Here is a 13,797-nt window from a genome sequence, read left to right as displayed (position 1 = left end):
TATGTATAACACTACTGCAATTTTTGGCAATTTATCTTGGGTATGCGTATGGATAGAAACGGCACCAAAGGAGACATCCCATGACCGCCACCGCAAAATTCTGGGACGGTATCGCCGAGAAATACGCCCGCTCCCCGATCAAGGACATGACGTCCTATGAACACACGCTGGAACGCACCGCATCCTACCTGAAACCCCATGATCACGTGCTCGAGCTGGGCTGCGGCACTGGCACCACTGCGCTGAAGCTTGCCACGAACGTGGCCCGTGTTGTCGCCACCGATCTGTCGCCCGGCATGATCAGGATTGGCAAACACAAGGCGGCAGAGCTTGGCGTCGACAACGTCTCATTCCAAACCGCAGATGTTGGCAAGCCGCCGCAAGGCTCATTCGATGTGGCCATTGCCTTCAACCTGCTGCATCTGGTCGAGGATTTGGAGGCATCCCTGCGTCAGGTTCACGCCACGCTGAAACCGGGTGGGCTGTTCATCTCCAAGACCTTCTGCGCTCAGTCGAATGGAAGCCTGAAATATCGCGCCATCCGGCTGGTTTTGCCCGTGATGCAGCTATTCGGGCGCGCGCCCTATGTGCGCTTCATGCAGGAAAAGGAATTAGAGACCATGATCGAATGTGCGGGTTTCACGTTGATCGAGCGAGACAGTTTTCCGGCCAAAGATGCCCGCCGGCTCCTGGTGGCGCGCAAAACCTAGCGCGCGCCTATTCGGGGCGCACCGCGTCGGGATGTGCCGCCGTGAAACTTGGATGCGCGGCGCAGGCGCTTTCGACACCAAGCAGGCGCGGCATGTCCGAGAGGTCAACCTCCCACCGGCGCGCATTATAAAGCTGCGGCATCAGACAGATATCGGCAAGACCGGGCGCCGTGCCGCAGCAATAAGGGGTCTGCTCGAACCCTGTCAGAAGCGCCTCAAAGGCCAGCAAGCCGGGGCGGATGAAATGCTTCATCCAATTGCCCGGCATCCCCTCGGCCCCACCAGACAGCGCCGTGGCATGGGCCGCGACGGAAATGTTGCAGACCGGGTGGAGATCAACCGCGATCGCATAGGCCAAGGCTTGCGCGCGTGCGCGCTCGGCCGGGTCATCCGGCAACAGGCCAAGATTCCGGGTTCGGTCAAGATAGCCGAGAATGGCCAGCGATTGCGTCAGCCGCAGATCGTCGATTTCCAGAACCGGCACAAAGCCTTGTGGATTGCGGGCCAGATGTGCCGCGCTGCGCTGCTCGCCCTTGACCAAATCGACAGTGACCGCGCGATAGGCGATTCCGGCCAGTTTCAGGGCGATGCGCACCCGGTAACTGGCCGATGACCGCCAGTAGTCGTACAGGATTGCCTCGGTCATATGGACCCGAACGCCGCTGCCTGCAGCGCCTGCTGCAACACCTTCTGGTCGCCGATGTGATTGGCCAGGACCAGAACCAGCCGCGCGTTCAGCGCGTCGCTGGCGGCCTTGTCGAGACCCTCATGGGTCTCCAGCAGGTCGGCGTAGAAATCATCTGCCGCGTCGAAATTCGGTTTCAGGATCAGATCGGACATGGTCTTACTCCTTGCCTGTTGCGCGGCGGATCGCGCTGCGGAACAGGGCGTCATCATAGCTGGGGCGGCGTGCTGCCACATACTGATCCGGCCGGATCAGGTAGACCGCGCTTTCATTGCTGCCCAAGAGCCGTGCTTTCAACTGCATGCTGGGGTCATCCTTGAAGGACAGCGCCAGCCGGGTGACGGTGATCCCGTCCTCTTCGATCACGTCCGGCGCATCCGCGTCGATGGTCAGCAGGGTGAACCCGTCGCCAAGTTTCGACAGCAGGAACGCGTCGCCCAGCGGCGCGTCGGGGCAGGGTGCGCCGGGGCGTGCCCGCTCGGGGCCGTCTAGCGCATCCGCCGAATTCAGCGGCGAGCCCTCATAGATGGTCGGTGTCGACAGACGGCCCGAATTCACCAGCGGTCGGGCGAAATCGTAATGCTCGCTCAGATCCAGCACCGCATCGCGGAATAGCCGCGAGGTCTCGGATTTCGGCGTAATGAAATCGGTCGAGCGGGTGGAGTTCAGGATATTCTCGTCCGCCCCCTGCATTCGCTCGGAGTCATAGCTGTCCAGCAGGCTGTCAGGCGCTTTGCCATCGATCACCAGCTTCAGTTTCCAGCTCAGATTGTCGGTGTCCTGAATGCCCGAGTTTGCGCCACGCGCGCCAAAGGGCGACACCTGATGCGCGCTGTCACCGGCAAAGATCACATGGCCATGGCGGAATTGCTCCATCCGGCGGCACTGGAACGTATAGATGCTGACCCATTCCAGCTCGAAATTCACATCCTCACCCAGCATCGCCTTGAGCCGGGGAATGACATTCTCGGGCCGCTTCTCACGTTCCTTGTCGATGTCCCAGCCCAGTTGCAGATCTATGCGCCAGACGTTGTCCGGCTGCTGATGCAGCAGCGCCGACTGCCCCTTGTTGAAGGGGGGATCGAACCAGAACCAGCGTTCGGTGGGGAAATCCGCCTCCATCACCACATCGGCAATCAGGAAGTTGTCCTCGAACACCCGGCCCACGAAATCCATGCCCAGCATGGCACGGGTCGAGGACGCCGCCCCGTCGCAGGCGATCAGCCAGTCGGCCTCGATATTGTAGGGACCTTCGGGCGTGTCGATCTCGAGCGTCACATGCTCGGGATGGGTGCCGATGGCCGAAACCTTGTTGCGGCCCCGGATCTCGATCTTTGCGCCTTCGCCCTGTAGCGCGCGAATGCGTTCGACCAGGTATTCCTCGACATAATATTGCTGAAGGTTGATGAAGGCAGGGTGTTCGTGGCCCTCTTCGGCCTGCAGGTCGAACTCATAAACCTTTCGGTCGTCGAAAAAGACCTTGCCACGGTTCCACAACACACCTTTGTCCACCATCGGTCTGCCGCAGCCCAGCCGGTCGGCGATCTCAAGCGTTCGTTTGGAAAAACAGATGGCCCGCGAACCGAAGCTGACCTTGTCATTGTCGTCCAGCACGACAACCTCGATCCCCTGCTGCGCCAGATCGATCGCGGCAGCAAGACCAACGGGGCCGGCGCCGATCACCACCACCTGATGCCGGACCGGAGCGGGTGTCGCCTGATCGGCACTGTGCTCATATGCATAAAGCGGCGTTTCAAAGATCTTGTTCATGGGTCTCCTCCCCATAGAAGCGGTTTCGTCGAAGCTTGGCATCGATTCCCGTTCGCCAAAACGATCTGGATCAAGGTCTTTTGCAATTTTTTTCGTGACGCTGACCGGTCTCAGCCCTGCAAAGCCTCCCACATGTCCAGGTCGCGCTGGGCGGTCCAGATGCGTGGCGTGTCGATCCCGCGCGCCTCGTCATAGGCGCGGGCGACGTTGAAGGGCAGGCAGTGTTCGTAGATCGCGTAGTCCTTGAACTTCGGGTCGCATTCCGCACGCACCGCGTCCCAGGCCTCTTTTAGCGTGCCGTTTCGAGCCGCCACACGCGCGGCGGGGCGAAAGGTGCTGGCGACGAAATCGCGGGTGTTCTCGATGGCGGCGTTCACCATTTCCTTGCCGATCAGCGCGTCGCCGCGTCCCGGTGCGATGGCGTCAACGTCGAACCATTTGATCGCGTCCAGCGTGTCGCCCCAATCGCCGAAATGCCCGTCACCGCAATAGCAGGCCGAGTGATATTCGACGATATCGCCGGTAAACATCACGTTCTGATCCGGCACGTGGATAACGATATCGCCCGCGGTGTGCGCGCGGCCCAGATGCATCAGGTCGATCCGACGATTGCCCAGGTAGACGGTCATCGTGTCACTGAAGGTGGTGGTCGGCCAGGTCAGGCCCGGAATGCTCTCATGCCCCTCGAAGAGGCGCGGGAAGCGCTGAAATTCGCTGTCCCAATCTTCCTGCCCGCGTTCGACGACCATCGCGCGGGCCATGTCCGACATCAGGATCTGCTGCGCCCCGAAAGCGCTGGCCCCCAGCACGCGCACGGCATGGTAATGGGTCAGCGCAACGTGGGTGATGGGCTTGTCTGTCACGCCGCGCACGCAGTCGATTACCTTTTGTGCCAGACGTGGTGTCGCCTGCGCCTCGACGATCATAACGCTGTCATCGCCGATGATGACGCCGGAATTCGGATCACCCTCGGCAGTGAAGGCATAGAGACCCTCGCCCACTTCGGTGAAAGAGATCTTTTTCTCGGTCATGTCCCCCTGGGACGCGAATGCTTTGGCCATCAGATCAATCCTTGAATTCGTAGTCGATTTGCAGAATGCCGCCCGGCCTTTGTGCCGATTCGATCAGAGAGAGGTTAGCTTGAGGACCGGGTGCAAAGCAGGGCAGGCCGCCACCCAGAACGACGGGCATGACAAAAACCCGAAGGCTGTCGAACATGCTGGCGTCCAGCGCAGCGCGCTGTGTTTCACCGCCACCCATGACCCAGACCCGCTTGTGCCCGTCCGCTTCGATTGCGTTGCGCAACTCGTCGATATCCCCAGCAGACGAAACATGTTCGCCAGAAAAGCCCGGTTTGCGAGTAAGTACATAACAGGGGCGGTTATCATACGGCCAGCCCCACCCCATGACCTGTTCGTAGGTCGACCGCCCGACGATCAACGCATCAATTTGTTCAATAAAGTCGCCGTAGCCGTTATCGGTCCCATTGGATGAAGCGACCTCGTTGAACGGGTCAAGCCAAGCGACGCTGCCTTCGGCATCGGCGATGAAGCTGTCCAGGCTCATCGCGATGTAGCCGACATATGTGGGGCGGGTCTTCACTGCGTCATCGCGTATATGGGTTTTCAAGTGCAGGTAGAACCGTTCCGGCACAATCCCCAAACCCGATCACATAGCCATCGCCCTGTGCCGCGCCTTTGAGGGTCAGCGTGTCGCCATCCTCGATGAAGGACCGGGTCTCGCCGCTTTCCAGCGTCAAGGGCTCTTTGCCGCCCCAGCTCAGTTCCAGCAGTGAGCCACGCTCGGGCTTGGTCGGGCCGGAGATGGTGCCGGACCCAAGCAGGTCGCCGGCATGCATCGGGCAGCCAGACGTGGTGTGATGGGCCAGTTGCTGGGCGGCGGAATAGTACATCTGGGTATAGTTGGTGCGGGCGATAGTGCTGGCGGGCTGACCCTCGGGGGCCATAGTCACCTCAAGCTCGATATCATAAAGCATCGGGCCGCAATCCTTCAGGTGGTCCAGCAATTCGATCTCACGCGGCGGCGTGTCGCGACGGAACGGCTCTAGAGCGGTTTTGGTCACGATCCAGGGCGAGATCGAGGTGGCGGTTGCCTTGGCCTGGAACGGCCCGAGCGGCTGGTATTCCCAAGCCTGAATGTCGCGCGCTGACCAGTCGTTCAGCAGGACATAGCCAAAGATGTGATCATCGGCCTCCTGCACGGAGATCGGCCCATCCGAGGGGGTGCCGACAATCGCACCCATCTCCAACTCAATGTCAAAGCGTGCGCAGGGTGCAAACCGGGGCTGGGAGTCGTTGGGCCCTTTGAGTTGTCCCCAGGGGCGGCGGATATCCGTGCCCGACACTACGACCGAGGAGGCGCGGCCATTATAGCCGATGGGGATATGCAGCCAGTTCGGCGGCAACGCATTTTCCGCGCCGCGAAACATCGTACCCACATTGGTGGCGTGGTGACGGCCAGCATAGAAATCGGTGTATTCGCTGACCGCAAAGGGCATTTGAAGCTGCGCAGCTGCCATCGGGGCCAGAAATGGCTCGACCGTGTCGCGCTCTGCCGCGCCCTCTGCCAGCAGGGTGACCAGCCTCTCGCGCAAGGCGGCCCAGACAGCGGGGCCTTCTTCCATGAGCGGGTTCCAGAAGGGCATATCGAAGAGCGCATAATCGGCCAGCGCGATCAGGCCGCTTTCCTCAGCCGCCGTCACATCAAGGATCATGTCGCCAATGGCAACGCCGCAGCGGGGCGTTTCAACTCCGATGGAAAACACCCCATAGGGCAGGTTGTTCAGGGGAAAAGGGTTGCCAGCGGTGTTGGCCGAGGCGACCCAGGATGTCATCAGGGGCATTCTGTCTCCAAGCGTTGCAGTTGCGCGACCCAAGATTATTTCGAAAAATCTTGGCAAGAAAGTTTGAGTTTTCTTGCGCCTATTTCTTGCCGGGTGTTCCGTCGAATTTCTTTTCGATATCGGCCCAGCAGTCAATGTAGTCATCCTGCAGCGGTGCCTCATTCGCGGCAAAACCGGTCAGGTGCTGCGGGAAGCGGGTTTCGAACATGAAGGACATGGTGTTGTCGAGCTTGTCGGGGCCCAGATTGGCGTTCGAAGCCTTCTCGAAAGCTTCCCGGTCCGGTCCGTGCGGCAGCATCATGTTGTGCAGGCTGGTACCGCCGGGAACGAAGCCCTGCGGTTTGGCGTCATACTGGCCATAGATATTGCCCATCAGTTCCGACATGATGTTCTTGTGATACCAGGGCGGGCGGAACGTGTCCTCCATCACCATCCAACGTTCGCGGAACAGCACGAAATCGATATTGGCTGTGCCCGGAACGCCCGAGGGTGCGGTCAGCACCGTAAAGATCGACGGGTCGGGATGGTCAAACAGGATCGCACCGATCGGGCAATAGTCGCGCAGATCGTATTTCACCGGCGCGTAGTTGCCGTGCCAAGCAACCACGTCCAACGGGCTTTGGTCGATCTTGGTCTGATGGAACTGGCCGCACCACTTGATGGTGACGGTCGATGACACCTCGCGATCTTCGAAGGCCGCGACGGGTGTCTTGAAGTCGCGCCGGTTGGCCATGCAATTGGCCCCGATCGGGCCGCGCCCCGGCAGTTCGAATTTTTGACCGTAATTCTCGCAAACAAAGCCGCGCGCGGGACCTTCGAGCACCTCGACCCGATAGAGCAAACCGCGCGGAATGATAGCAATCTCTTTGGGTTCCAGATCGATGATCCCAAGCTCGGTGCACAAGCGCAGGCGGCCGTCCTGCGGGACGATCAGCAATTCACTGTCAGCGGAGAAGAAATAGCTATCCACCATTGACTCGGTCACCAGATAGATATGGCAGGCCATACCGACCTGGGTGTTCACGTCTCCGGCGGTGGTCATGGTGCGCATGCCGCTCAGCCAGGTCAGGCCTTCATCGGTATGGGGCACCGGATCCCAGCGATACTGGCCCAGTGAGATCACGTCCTCCAGCACATGTGGGGCGGATTTCCAGTAGGGCAGGTCGATCTTTTCGTAGCGATGTGAATGCTTCACCGAGGGGCGGATGCGATAGCACCATGTGCGCTCGTTCTGATGGCTGGGTGCGGTGAAGGCGGTACCGCTGAGCTGTTCGCCATACAGACCATAGTTACATTTTTGCGGGCTGTTCATGCCCTGCGGCAGCGCGCCGGGCAGAGCCTCGGTCTCAAAATCATTGCCGAAGCCGGGCATATAGCCCTCGGTGGTGCCTGTCGGGCTGTCGGCTTGGGTAAACTGATGTGGCGCGGTTGGACGATTCATGGCCTCTCCTCCGGTTGCTGCTTGTGGAATATTAGTTGTTTTTGTAACTAACAAGGTAAGGAGCCGTAAAAATGGTAAAAAATGATGAGTTCGATTTGCAGAATTTCCTGCCCTACCTGCTCAACCAGGCGGCCGAGCAGAGTTCGTTGGAGTTTCAGCGCATCTACAAGGACCGCTACGGTTTGCTGCGTACCGAATGGCGGGTGATGTTTCACCTGGGCATGTATGGCGAGATGACCGCCAAGCAGATCGGCGCACGCGCCATGACACACAAGACCAAGATCAGCCGCGCGGTGTCACGGTTGGCGCAGCGGCGCTATATCAGCCGGACCCGCAGTGAAAACGATCGCCGTGCCGAGGTGCTGGCGCTGACACCGTCAGGGCAGAGTGTCTATCAGGAATTGCGCGGGATCGCCGAGGACTATGACGCCCGGCTCGACCGCCGGTTTTCTCGCGGCGAGGGGGCCTTGCTACGGATGATGCTGCGGCGTCTCGCCGGACTCGATGATTGATCTAGCAAAATGCGCCATGCGTGCTCATGTGACATACTGCACACACCTCTGTTCCGGAGACCTCTATTGCCCCTGACATCACCCACCGCCCAAGGCGCGGACACCCGACATGCCACTTTGACCTCGTGGCTGTTGCAGCGGGGGCAGGTCGGAGAAGAGCAGCAGCAACTGCTGGAAGGGTATTGCAGCCTGTTGCTGGACCTGGGCGTTCCGTTTTTGCGGCTGCACGTGGCCCAAAGCGCGTTTCACCCCAAATATGGCGGCATCGGCTTTGACTGGCTGCGCGGCGAGGGTATGTCGCGCCAGACTTACGAACATAACCCATCGCCGCGCGACGACTGGTTGAAAAGCCCGCTTTACTGCCTTTTGTCTTCTGGCGAACGTGAAATGCGCGAGCCGGTTCCTCAGGATGATAGTCCGGCGCGGTTCCCAATATTTGAGGAGTTGCGGGCGTTGGGGGCGACCGACTACTTCGCCGTGGCCGTGCTGTTGCAGGACCATGATCCGGTTGAACCGATCGATCCCGACAATGCCCCCGAAGGTGTCCTGATCTCATGGGTGAGTGATGCGCGGGCTGGGTTTTCGGACGCGGATATCGACTTGATCCGGGCAGGGTTGCCCGCGCTTGCGCTGGCCCTGAAATCCGCCGCAAACCGGCGCATCGCTGAGGATCTGATGCAGGTCTATCTAGGGCGCGACGCAGGCCGGCGTGTGTTGTCGGGTGAGATCCAGCGAGGATCATTGCAGCAGATCGACGCGGTTCTGCTCTATTTCGATCTGCAGGGTTTCACGCACTTGGCCGAACAGGTGGCGGGAGGTGACCTGATCGCCATGCTCAATGCCTATTTAGGGGTGGCCGTCAAATGTGTTCACACCTTCGATGGCTCGATCCTGAAATTCATGGGTGACGGCATGATGGCGATGTTCAATCTGGACAGTGCCTCCGCCTCGGCCAGGGCGGGTCTGGATGCGGTGGTGCGGCTGCGGCGGGAACTAGAGGCTCTGCAGGCCGACCGCGCGGCGGATGGTCTGACCACAACCGGCTTCACGTTCGCGCTGCATGCGGGCGAGATTCTCTATGGCAATATCGGGGCCGAGAACCGTCTGGACTTCACCGTGATCGGCCCGGCGGTAAACCTTACGGCGCGGCTTTCCGGCATGCACCGCGCGGTTGGGCAGGATGTGATCGTATCCAACGTGATCCGGAGGGCAGCGGGACGGACCGAGCATGATCTGGTCAGCCTCGGGCGCTATATGCTGCGTGGGGTCTCCGAGCCGCAGGAGCTGTTCACCATTTATGACGGGGATAGATGAGAGTGATCAGAACTCGATCTCGACACCGGGCAAGCTGAGGGCCTTCATCATGTCGCGCAACTCCTGACGGGCGGCGACGTTCGAGATGTTGAGCTGCTTGACGCCGATATCCTTGAGGTCCAGCAGGGTCAGACCACGCGGGAATAGCTCGCGGAAGATGACCCGTTCGGAAAAGCCCGGCGCGATGCGGAAGCCGATCCGATCGGACAACATCTTGAGCGCGCGTTCCATCTTTTCCTTGTTGACCATGCGCTGGGTGCCGACGCGGTTGCGCAACACGACCCAGTCGATCGGTTTCAGCCCGGCCTGCGCCCGCAGCTGGCGGGCATTCCAGACCATTTCGGAATAGACCGAGGGACCGACGATGGCCTCGCCGGTGGAATCGGTGCGGGCCAGCAAATCGAAATCGATAAAGCTGTCATTGAGCGGCGTGACCAGCGTGTCGGCCAGCGAATGCGCCACCTGACTCAGCCGTGTGTGCGAGCCGGGGCAGTCGATCAGAATGAAATCACTGTCGGTTTCCAACGTGCCGACTGCGGCGGACAGGCGGTGGTCATAGATGTTCTCACCCGGCTTCAGGGTTTGCGGGTCGATCTCGGGAAGGTCGTGGTTGACCGGGCCGGGAAGGTCGATCTCGGCATCGCGCAGGAAGCTACGGCGGTTCTCAAAATAGCGCCCCAAGCTACGCTGGCGCAGGTCCAGATCCAGCGTGTTGACCTTGTATCCCATCCGCGCAAGGGCCGTGGCCACATGCATCGAAACCGTGGATTTACCCGCGCCGCCCTTTTCGTTTCCGACGACAATGATATGTGCCATGCCTGTCTGTCCCACATTCCGCGCGATTGTCTCCGCGCTGTTGCGTCGCACTATATGTTGTGTGCCTTGCAAAGGGAAGCGGTGTTGCACCTGTTTGCCTTGGCGATGTTGCCGGCGGAACAGTTGGAGCGGCCGACCTGTCGACGGGGTGGGCGCCCGGCAACGCTTGGCCTTGCAGCCTAAGGGATACAAAAGTTTTTACAATTCGCGCAAAGCTGGTAACCTCCTGACCTTACGAGACATTGAATTTCAGAGCCGGTGAATAGGGGCTGAAAATAATGTGCTCCCTGCATCGCCCATTCAGCGCGCAATGCGCGCGTTCTGCCCGAGAGGAGACGCTTCGTGTCGGTTTTTCATAGTATCTTCGGACTGATCGGTGATCTGACCTGGGGCTTTGCCCTGATCCCGATGCTTGTGGTGTTTGGCGCATTCATCACCTTGATGACCCGCTTCGTGCAGCTCGAATATTTCACCCGTATGTTCCGAGTGCTGTCAGGAAAGAACAAACCCGGTGATCCCAATGCGATCTCGGCGCGCGAGGCGCTGCTGTTGTCGGTTGGGGGCCGTGTTGGCGGTGGCAATATTGCGGGGGTCGCCGTGGCGATCAGCCTTGGCGGGCCCGGCGCGGTGTTCTGGATGTGGGCGATTGCGCTGCTGGGCATGGCCACCAGTCTGGTGGAATGCTCGCTGGCGCAGCTCTACAAGCAGAGGCAGCCGGACGGGATGTTCCGGGGCGGGCCCGCGCGCACGATCATCCACGGATTGGGTAGCGAGTACCGCTGGCTGGCACTGGTTTATGCGGTTTGCCTGATCGCGTCCTTTGCCTTTGGCTTCAACGCGTTTCAGGGCAATACCGTGGCCGGTGCTGTGCAGGACAGCATGGGGATAGACCGGCTCTGGACCGGACTGCTGCTGGCTGGGGTCTCGGGCTTTATCGTCTTTGGTGGCATCCACCGGATCACCAAAGTCGCCGATGTGGTAGTCCCGATCATGGCGGTGGCCTATATCGCGATGGCGCTGGTTGTGATCGTGCTTAATATCGGTGAGGTTCCGGGCGTGATCGTTTCGATTGTGGCCAACGCGTTTGGCATCGAAGAGGCCGTGAGCGGCGGCATGGGCGCGGCGCTGGCGCAGGGGCTGCAGCGCGGGCTCTTTTCCAACGAGGCGGGGCTGGGTTCGGCCCCGAACGTCGCCGCCACCGCCGATGTGCGCCATCCGATCAGCCAGGGCATCACCCAGTCGTTTTCGGTGTTCATCGACACGATCTTCATCTGTAGCTGTACTGCCTTTGTAGTGCTGCTGGGCGATGTCTATGTGCCGGGCGCCGAGGGAGTGGACGGCATTGCCCTAACCCAGCAATCGCTGGTGTCGCATCTGGGGACATGGTCGCAATACCTGTTGTCGTTTATGCTGCTGCTTTTTGCCTTCAGTTCGATCATCTACAACTATTATCTGGGCGAGAACGCGCTGAGTTTCATCACCAAGGCGCGAAACGCGCTTCCCGTTCTGCGGGTCGGCGTTGTTCTGGTGGTGCTACTGGGGGCAATTGCGCCGGGCGCCACAGCGGTCTTCTTCTTCTCGGACCCGCTGATGGGGTTGCTGGCGGTGGTCAATCTGGTGGCGCTGATGATGCTGATGCCCATTGCGCTGCGGCTGCTTGGAGATTTTCGCAAGCAGTTGAATTCCGGTGTGGACCGGCCCGTATTCGACCCCGAGACATTCCCCGACCTCGATATCGATCGCGCCGCATGGTCCGGTGCGCAGGACGTGGACGGGGACTGATCGCTTGCCAAGTCCGAAACGAAAAAGGCCGCCCATCGGGGCGGCCTCAAATCCGTAAAGCGTCGAGCGTTTAAAAGCCCAGGCCTTCGTATTTCTTCTTGAACTTCGACACGCGGCCGCCGGCATCCATCAGGCGGGTGTTGCCGCCGGTCCAGGCCGGGTGCACCGAGGGGTCGATATCCAGCGCCATCTGGTCGCCTTCCTTGCCCCAGGTCGAGCGCATCTGCACAACCGTGCCGTCGGTCATTTTGACGTCGATCACGTGATAGTCGGGATGAGTGTCTTTTTTCATGGGTCCGCTCCTTACGCCTGGGCGCCAGCCTTGGGCTTGTAGTGGGTGTCTTCTGCGATACGGGCGGATTTACCGCGGCGCGAGCGCAGATAGTACAGTTTGGCGCGACGAACGCGGCCACGGCGGACAACAGTGATGCTGTCGATATTGGTCGAGAACAGCGGGAACACACGCTCCACGCCTTCACCAAAGGAAATCTTGCGAACGGTGAACGAACCGGCAATGCCATTGCCGTTCTTGCGGCTGATGCAAACGCCTTCGTAGTTCTGCACACGGCTCCGCGTGCCTTCGGTCACCTTGTAGCCGACGCGAATGGTGTCGCCGGGTTTAAAATCGGGAATGTCCTTCCCAAGAGCAGAGATCTGCTCCGCTTCAAGCTGTGCGATCAGGTCCATCTGATCTACTCCTATCTGCTCGCGGTTGATCCACGAAGTTGGTGTCGCCTCAGAGCTCTTGGTCTTCACCGGGTCCGCCGTGGCGCCCGCCAGAGATCAGGTCGTCATTTCTTCGGTTTTTGGATCTGTGGCCTTTGACCTGTCGAAGAAACAGGCATGCCAATAAACCCAAGCCGGGCGACTCATCTCTGAGCCCCGGCCAGCGGTGTATAAGAGCAGATGCGCGACAGATCAAGAGGCCCCGAGCATGGCGGGACCCGCTTGCCCGACAGTTCAGGTCTTGTCGTCGGTCCCGGCGTCGGCGGCGTTCTTTTTGACCGACTCGATGCCATTGTCGCGGCCCGAGGCGCTGGCATAGCTCTGCGAGGTTCCGATCACCTGACCGTTGCTGGCCTTGAGATTGAACATATGCTTGCCCGCAGCGGTTTCCTTGCGCTCATACCGTGCATCATCACCGGCGTTTTCCTTAACCGACTTGATGCCGTTTTCAGCGCTGGCCTTCTGCTTATAGCCTTCGCTGGCCAGAATGTTCTCACCATTGCCCGCCTTCAGCCGAAAGCGAAATTCACCAGCATTGTCTGTGTAGAGTTCGAATTTTGCAGCCACGGTACACCTGTCCCTAATCGATAATGTTGGCCGAGCTTACACAGGAGCGACGATCTGCGGCAACAGGCTATTTCTGAGTGCCGAAACGCGCGCTTTTGGCGCGCGACCGGCTTTCCCCTTCGGGTGATATTCAGAACGAATTTGCTGCAGTGGTCTGAAATCCGCTGCCGATCAGCTCATCCAGCAGGACGCTCCGTTGCTAGGGCGCGCTGGGCATGAGTTCCCGCAACTCAGTTGCCGGAAGCTCGCGACGCTGAAAACCGCGCCGCGACAGGTGCCCGTCGATGCCGTCATATTCTCCGTTGGTCCGGGTTTCCTGTTCATTTGGGGCGACGATGACGACACCAACAAGCCCAGTTAGAACCAGCCCTCCGGCATATCCCCCACAACGGCGTTCAGCCCCGATTACAGCGCGGTTGGTGCGCAAGCTTGGAAGGCGGCGCGCGCGCTGTCGAGGTTCTGCCCCGACTGATAGGGCACAGAAGGACCGGGCAATTGGCCGCAGGCCGACGGCAGCGTGACCGCAGCCAAAGCAGTTCTTCTCATGGAAAGTTCCCCAAAAAGTAGTTTCAGTCTACCCGGTAGAGGACTCACCTTTGGCGGATAAAATC

General features: G+C 60.0%; 16 protein-coding genes. 4 read left to right on the top strand and 12 right to left on the bottom strand.

Annotated features, from left to right (window positions below; all coding sequences use genetic code 11):
• The first annotated feature begins 80 nt into the window (after positions 1-80).
• On the top strand, positions 81-710 hold the full coding sequence (locus AB1E33_RS25490) for a class I SAM-dependent methyltransferase (RefSeq protein ID WP_372580047.1): 630 nt from the start codon (positions 81-83) through the stop codon (positions 708-710).
• A 7-nt stretch (positions 711-717) separates the two neighbouring features.
• Here the strand turns inward: AB1E33_RS25490 and maiA are convergent, their stop codons facing one another.
• The 7 genes from maiA to hmgA all read right to left on the bottom strand — a co-directional run bounded on the left by maiA (position 718) and on the right by hmgA (position 7,469).
• Positions 718-1,356 (bottom strand): maleylacetoacetate isomerase, encoded by a 639-nt coding sequence (gene maiA / locus AB1E33_RS25485; RefSeq protein ID WP_372580046.1) that lies wholly within the window; start codon positions 1,354-1,356, stop codon positions 718-720.
• Positions 1,353-1,550, bottom strand: a complete 198-nt coding sequence (locus AB1E33_RS25480; RefSeq protein WP_372580045.1) for a DUF2783 domain-containing protein — start codon at positions 1,548-1,550, stop codon at positions 1,353-1,355. Before AB1E33_RS25480 ends, maiA begins: the two co-directional genes overlap by 4 nt.
• 4 nt (positions 1,551-1,554) lie before the next feature.
• A complete protein-coding gene (locus tag AB1E33_RS25475; RefSeq protein ID WP_372580044.1) occupies positions 1,555-3,165 on the bottom strand; it encodes an FAD-dependent oxidoreductase in 1,611 nt (536 codons plus the stop codon).
• Positions 3,166-3,275: 110 nt separating this feature from the next.
• Positions 3,276-4,226 (bottom strand): MBL fold metallo-hydrolase, encoded by a 951-nt coding sequence (locus tag AB1E33_RS25470; RefSeq protein ID WP_372580043.1) that lies wholly within the window; start codon positions 4,224-4,226, stop codon positions 3,276-3,278.
• Positions 4,227-4,230: 4 nt separating this feature from the next.
• Positions 4,231-4,767, bottom strand: coding sequence for a dihydrofolate reductase family protein (locus AB1E33_RS25465; RefSeq protein ID WP_372580042.1), 537 nt, complete (start codon positions 4,765-4,767; stop codon positions 4,231-4,233).
• Between the two features lie 4 nt (positions 4,768-4,771).
• On the bottom strand, positions 4,772-6,028 hold the full coding sequence (fahA, locus tag AB1E33_RS25460) for a fumarylacetoacetase (RefSeq protein WP_372580041.1): 1,257 nt from the start codon (positions 6,026-6,028) through the stop codon (positions 4,772-4,774).
• Between the two features lie 79 nt (positions 6,029-6,107).
• Positions 6,108-7,469, bottom strand: coding sequence for a homogentisate 1,2-dioxygenase (hmgA, locus tag AB1E33_RS25455; protein WP_372580040.1), 1,362 nt, complete (start codon positions 7,467-7,469; stop codon positions 6,108-6,110).
• Positions 7,470-7,540: 71 nt separating this feature from the next.
• Here hmgA and AB1E33_RS25450 point away from each other — a divergent pair, with 71 nt between their 5' ends.
• Together AB1E33_RS25450 and AB1E33_RS25445 are read left to right on the top strand one after the other, a co-directional pair.
• Positions 7,541-7,981: a MarR family winged helix-turn-helix transcriptional regulator gene (locus AB1E33_RS25450; RefSeq protein ID WP_372580039.1), complete on the top strand. Its 441-nt coding sequence runs from the start codon at positions 7,541-7,543 to the stop codon at positions 7,979-7,981.
• A 66-nt stretch (positions 7,982-8,047) separates the two neighbouring features.
• Complete coding sequence (locus AB1E33_RS25445; RefSeq protein ID WP_372580038.1) at positions 8,048-9,295, top strand: adenylate/guanylate cyclase domain-containing protein; 1,248 nt, start codon at positions 8,048-8,050, stop codon at positions 9,293-9,295.
• Between the two features lie 6 nt (positions 9,296-9,301).
• Here AB1E33_RS25445 and AB1E33_RS25440 read toward each other — a convergent pair whose 3' ends face one another.
• Positions 9,302-10,111, bottom strand: a complete 810-nt coding sequence (locus tag AB1E33_RS25440) for a division plane positioning ATPase MipZ (protein WP_372580037.1) — start codon at positions 10,109-10,111, stop codon at positions 9,302-9,304.
• A 342-nt stretch (positions 10,112-10,453) separates the two neighbouring features.
• Here AB1E33_RS25440 and AB1E33_RS25435 point away from each other — a divergent pair, with 342 nt between their 5' ends.
• Positions 10,454-11,893, top strand: coding sequence for an alanine/glycine:cation symporter family protein (locus tag AB1E33_RS25435; RefSeq protein ID WP_372580036.1), 1,440 nt, complete (start codon positions 10,454-10,456; stop codon positions 11,891-11,893).
• A gap of 70 nt (positions 11,894-11,963) precedes the next feature.
• Here the strand turns inward: AB1E33_RS25435 and rpmE are convergent, their stop codons facing one another.
• The 4 genes from rpmE to AB1E33_RS25415 form a co-directional block, all read right to left on the bottom strand.
• A complete protein-coding gene (rpmE, locus tag AB1E33_RS25430; RefSeq protein ID WP_249710580.1) occupies positions 11,964-12,185 on the bottom strand; it encodes a 50S ribosomal protein L31 in 222 nt (73 codons plus the stop codon).
• 11 nt (positions 12,186-12,196) lie between these two features.
• Positions 12,197-12,580: a 50S ribosomal protein L19 gene (gene rplS / locus AB1E33_RS25425; RefSeq protein WP_306198144.1), complete on the bottom strand. Its 384-nt coding sequence runs from the start codon at positions 12,578-12,580 to the stop codon at positions 12,197-12,199.
• 273 nt (positions 12,581-12,853) lie between these two features.
• On the bottom strand, positions 12,854-13,186 hold the full coding sequence (locus AB1E33_RS25420; RefSeq protein WP_372580035.1) for a YegP family protein: 333 nt from the start codon (positions 13,184-13,186) through the stop codon (positions 12,854-12,856).
• Between the two features lie 405 nt (positions 13,187-13,591).
• Positions 13,592-13,732 (bottom strand): hypothetical protein, encoded by a 141-nt coding sequence (locus AB1E33_RS25415; protein WP_372580034.1) that lies wholly within the window; start codon positions 13,730-13,732, stop codon positions 13,592-13,594.
• Positions 13,733-13,797: the final 65 nt, after the last annotated feature.

This window comes from Ruegeria hyattellae, assembly GCF_041537925.1.
In the GTDB taxonomy this organism is placed as follows: Bacteria; Pseudomonadota; Alphaproteobacteria; order Rhodobacterales; family Rhodobacteraceae; genus Ruegeria_C.
This window is presented reverse-complemented; position numbering and strand designations above follow the sequence as displayed.

Excerpts from the sequence above, each read along its gene's own strand:
- rpmE (WP_249710580.1), bottom strand. The coding sequence starts at position 12,185 with ATGAAAAAAGACACTCATCCCGACTATCACGTGATCGACGTCAAAATG.
- AB1E33_RS25470 (WP_372580043.1), bottom strand. The coding sequence starts at position 4,226 with ATGGCCAAAGCATTCGCGTCCCAGGGGGACATGACCGAGAAAAAGATC.
- AB1E33_RS25490 (WP_372580047.1), top strand. The coding sequence starts at position 81 with ATGACCGCCACCGCAAAATTCTGGGACGGTATCGCCGAGAAATACGCC.
- AB1E33_RS25440 (WP_372580037.1), bottom strand. The coding sequence starts at position 10,111 with ATGGCACATATCATTGTCGTCGGAAACGAAAAGGGCGGCGCGGGTAAA.
- maiA (WP_372580046.1), bottom strand. The coding sequence starts at position 1,356 with ATGACCGAGGCAATCCTGTACGACTACTGGCGGTCATCGGCCAGTTAC.
- AB1E33_RS25450 (WP_372580039.1), top strand. The coding sequence starts at position 7,541 with ATGGTAAAAAATGATGAGTTCGATTTGCAGAATTTCCTGCCCTACCTG.
- rplS (WP_306198144.1), bottom strand. The coding sequence starts at position 12,580 with ATGGACCTGATCGCACAGCTTGAAGCGGAGCAGATCTCTGCTCTTGGG.
- AB1E33_RS25480 (WP_372580045.1), bottom strand. The coding sequence starts at position 1,550 with ATGTCCGATCTGATCCTGAAACCGAATTTCGACGCGGCAGATGATTTC.
- AB1E33_RS25475 (WP_372580044.1), bottom strand. The coding sequence starts at position 3,165 with ATGAACAAGATCTTTGAAACGCCGCTTTATGCATATGAGCACAGTGCC.
- AB1E33_RS25415 (WP_372580034.1), bottom strand. The coding sequence starts at position 13,732 with ATGAGAAGAACTGCTTTGGCTGCGGTCACGCTGCCGTCGGCCTGCGGC.
- hmgA (WP_372580040.1), bottom strand. The coding sequence starts at position 7,469 with ATGAATCGTCCAACCGCGCCACATCAGTTTACCCAAGCCGACAGCCCG.
- fahA (WP_372580041.1), bottom strand. The coding sequence starts at position 6,028 with ATGCCCCTGATGACATCCTGGGTCGCCTCGGCCAACACCGCTGGCAAC.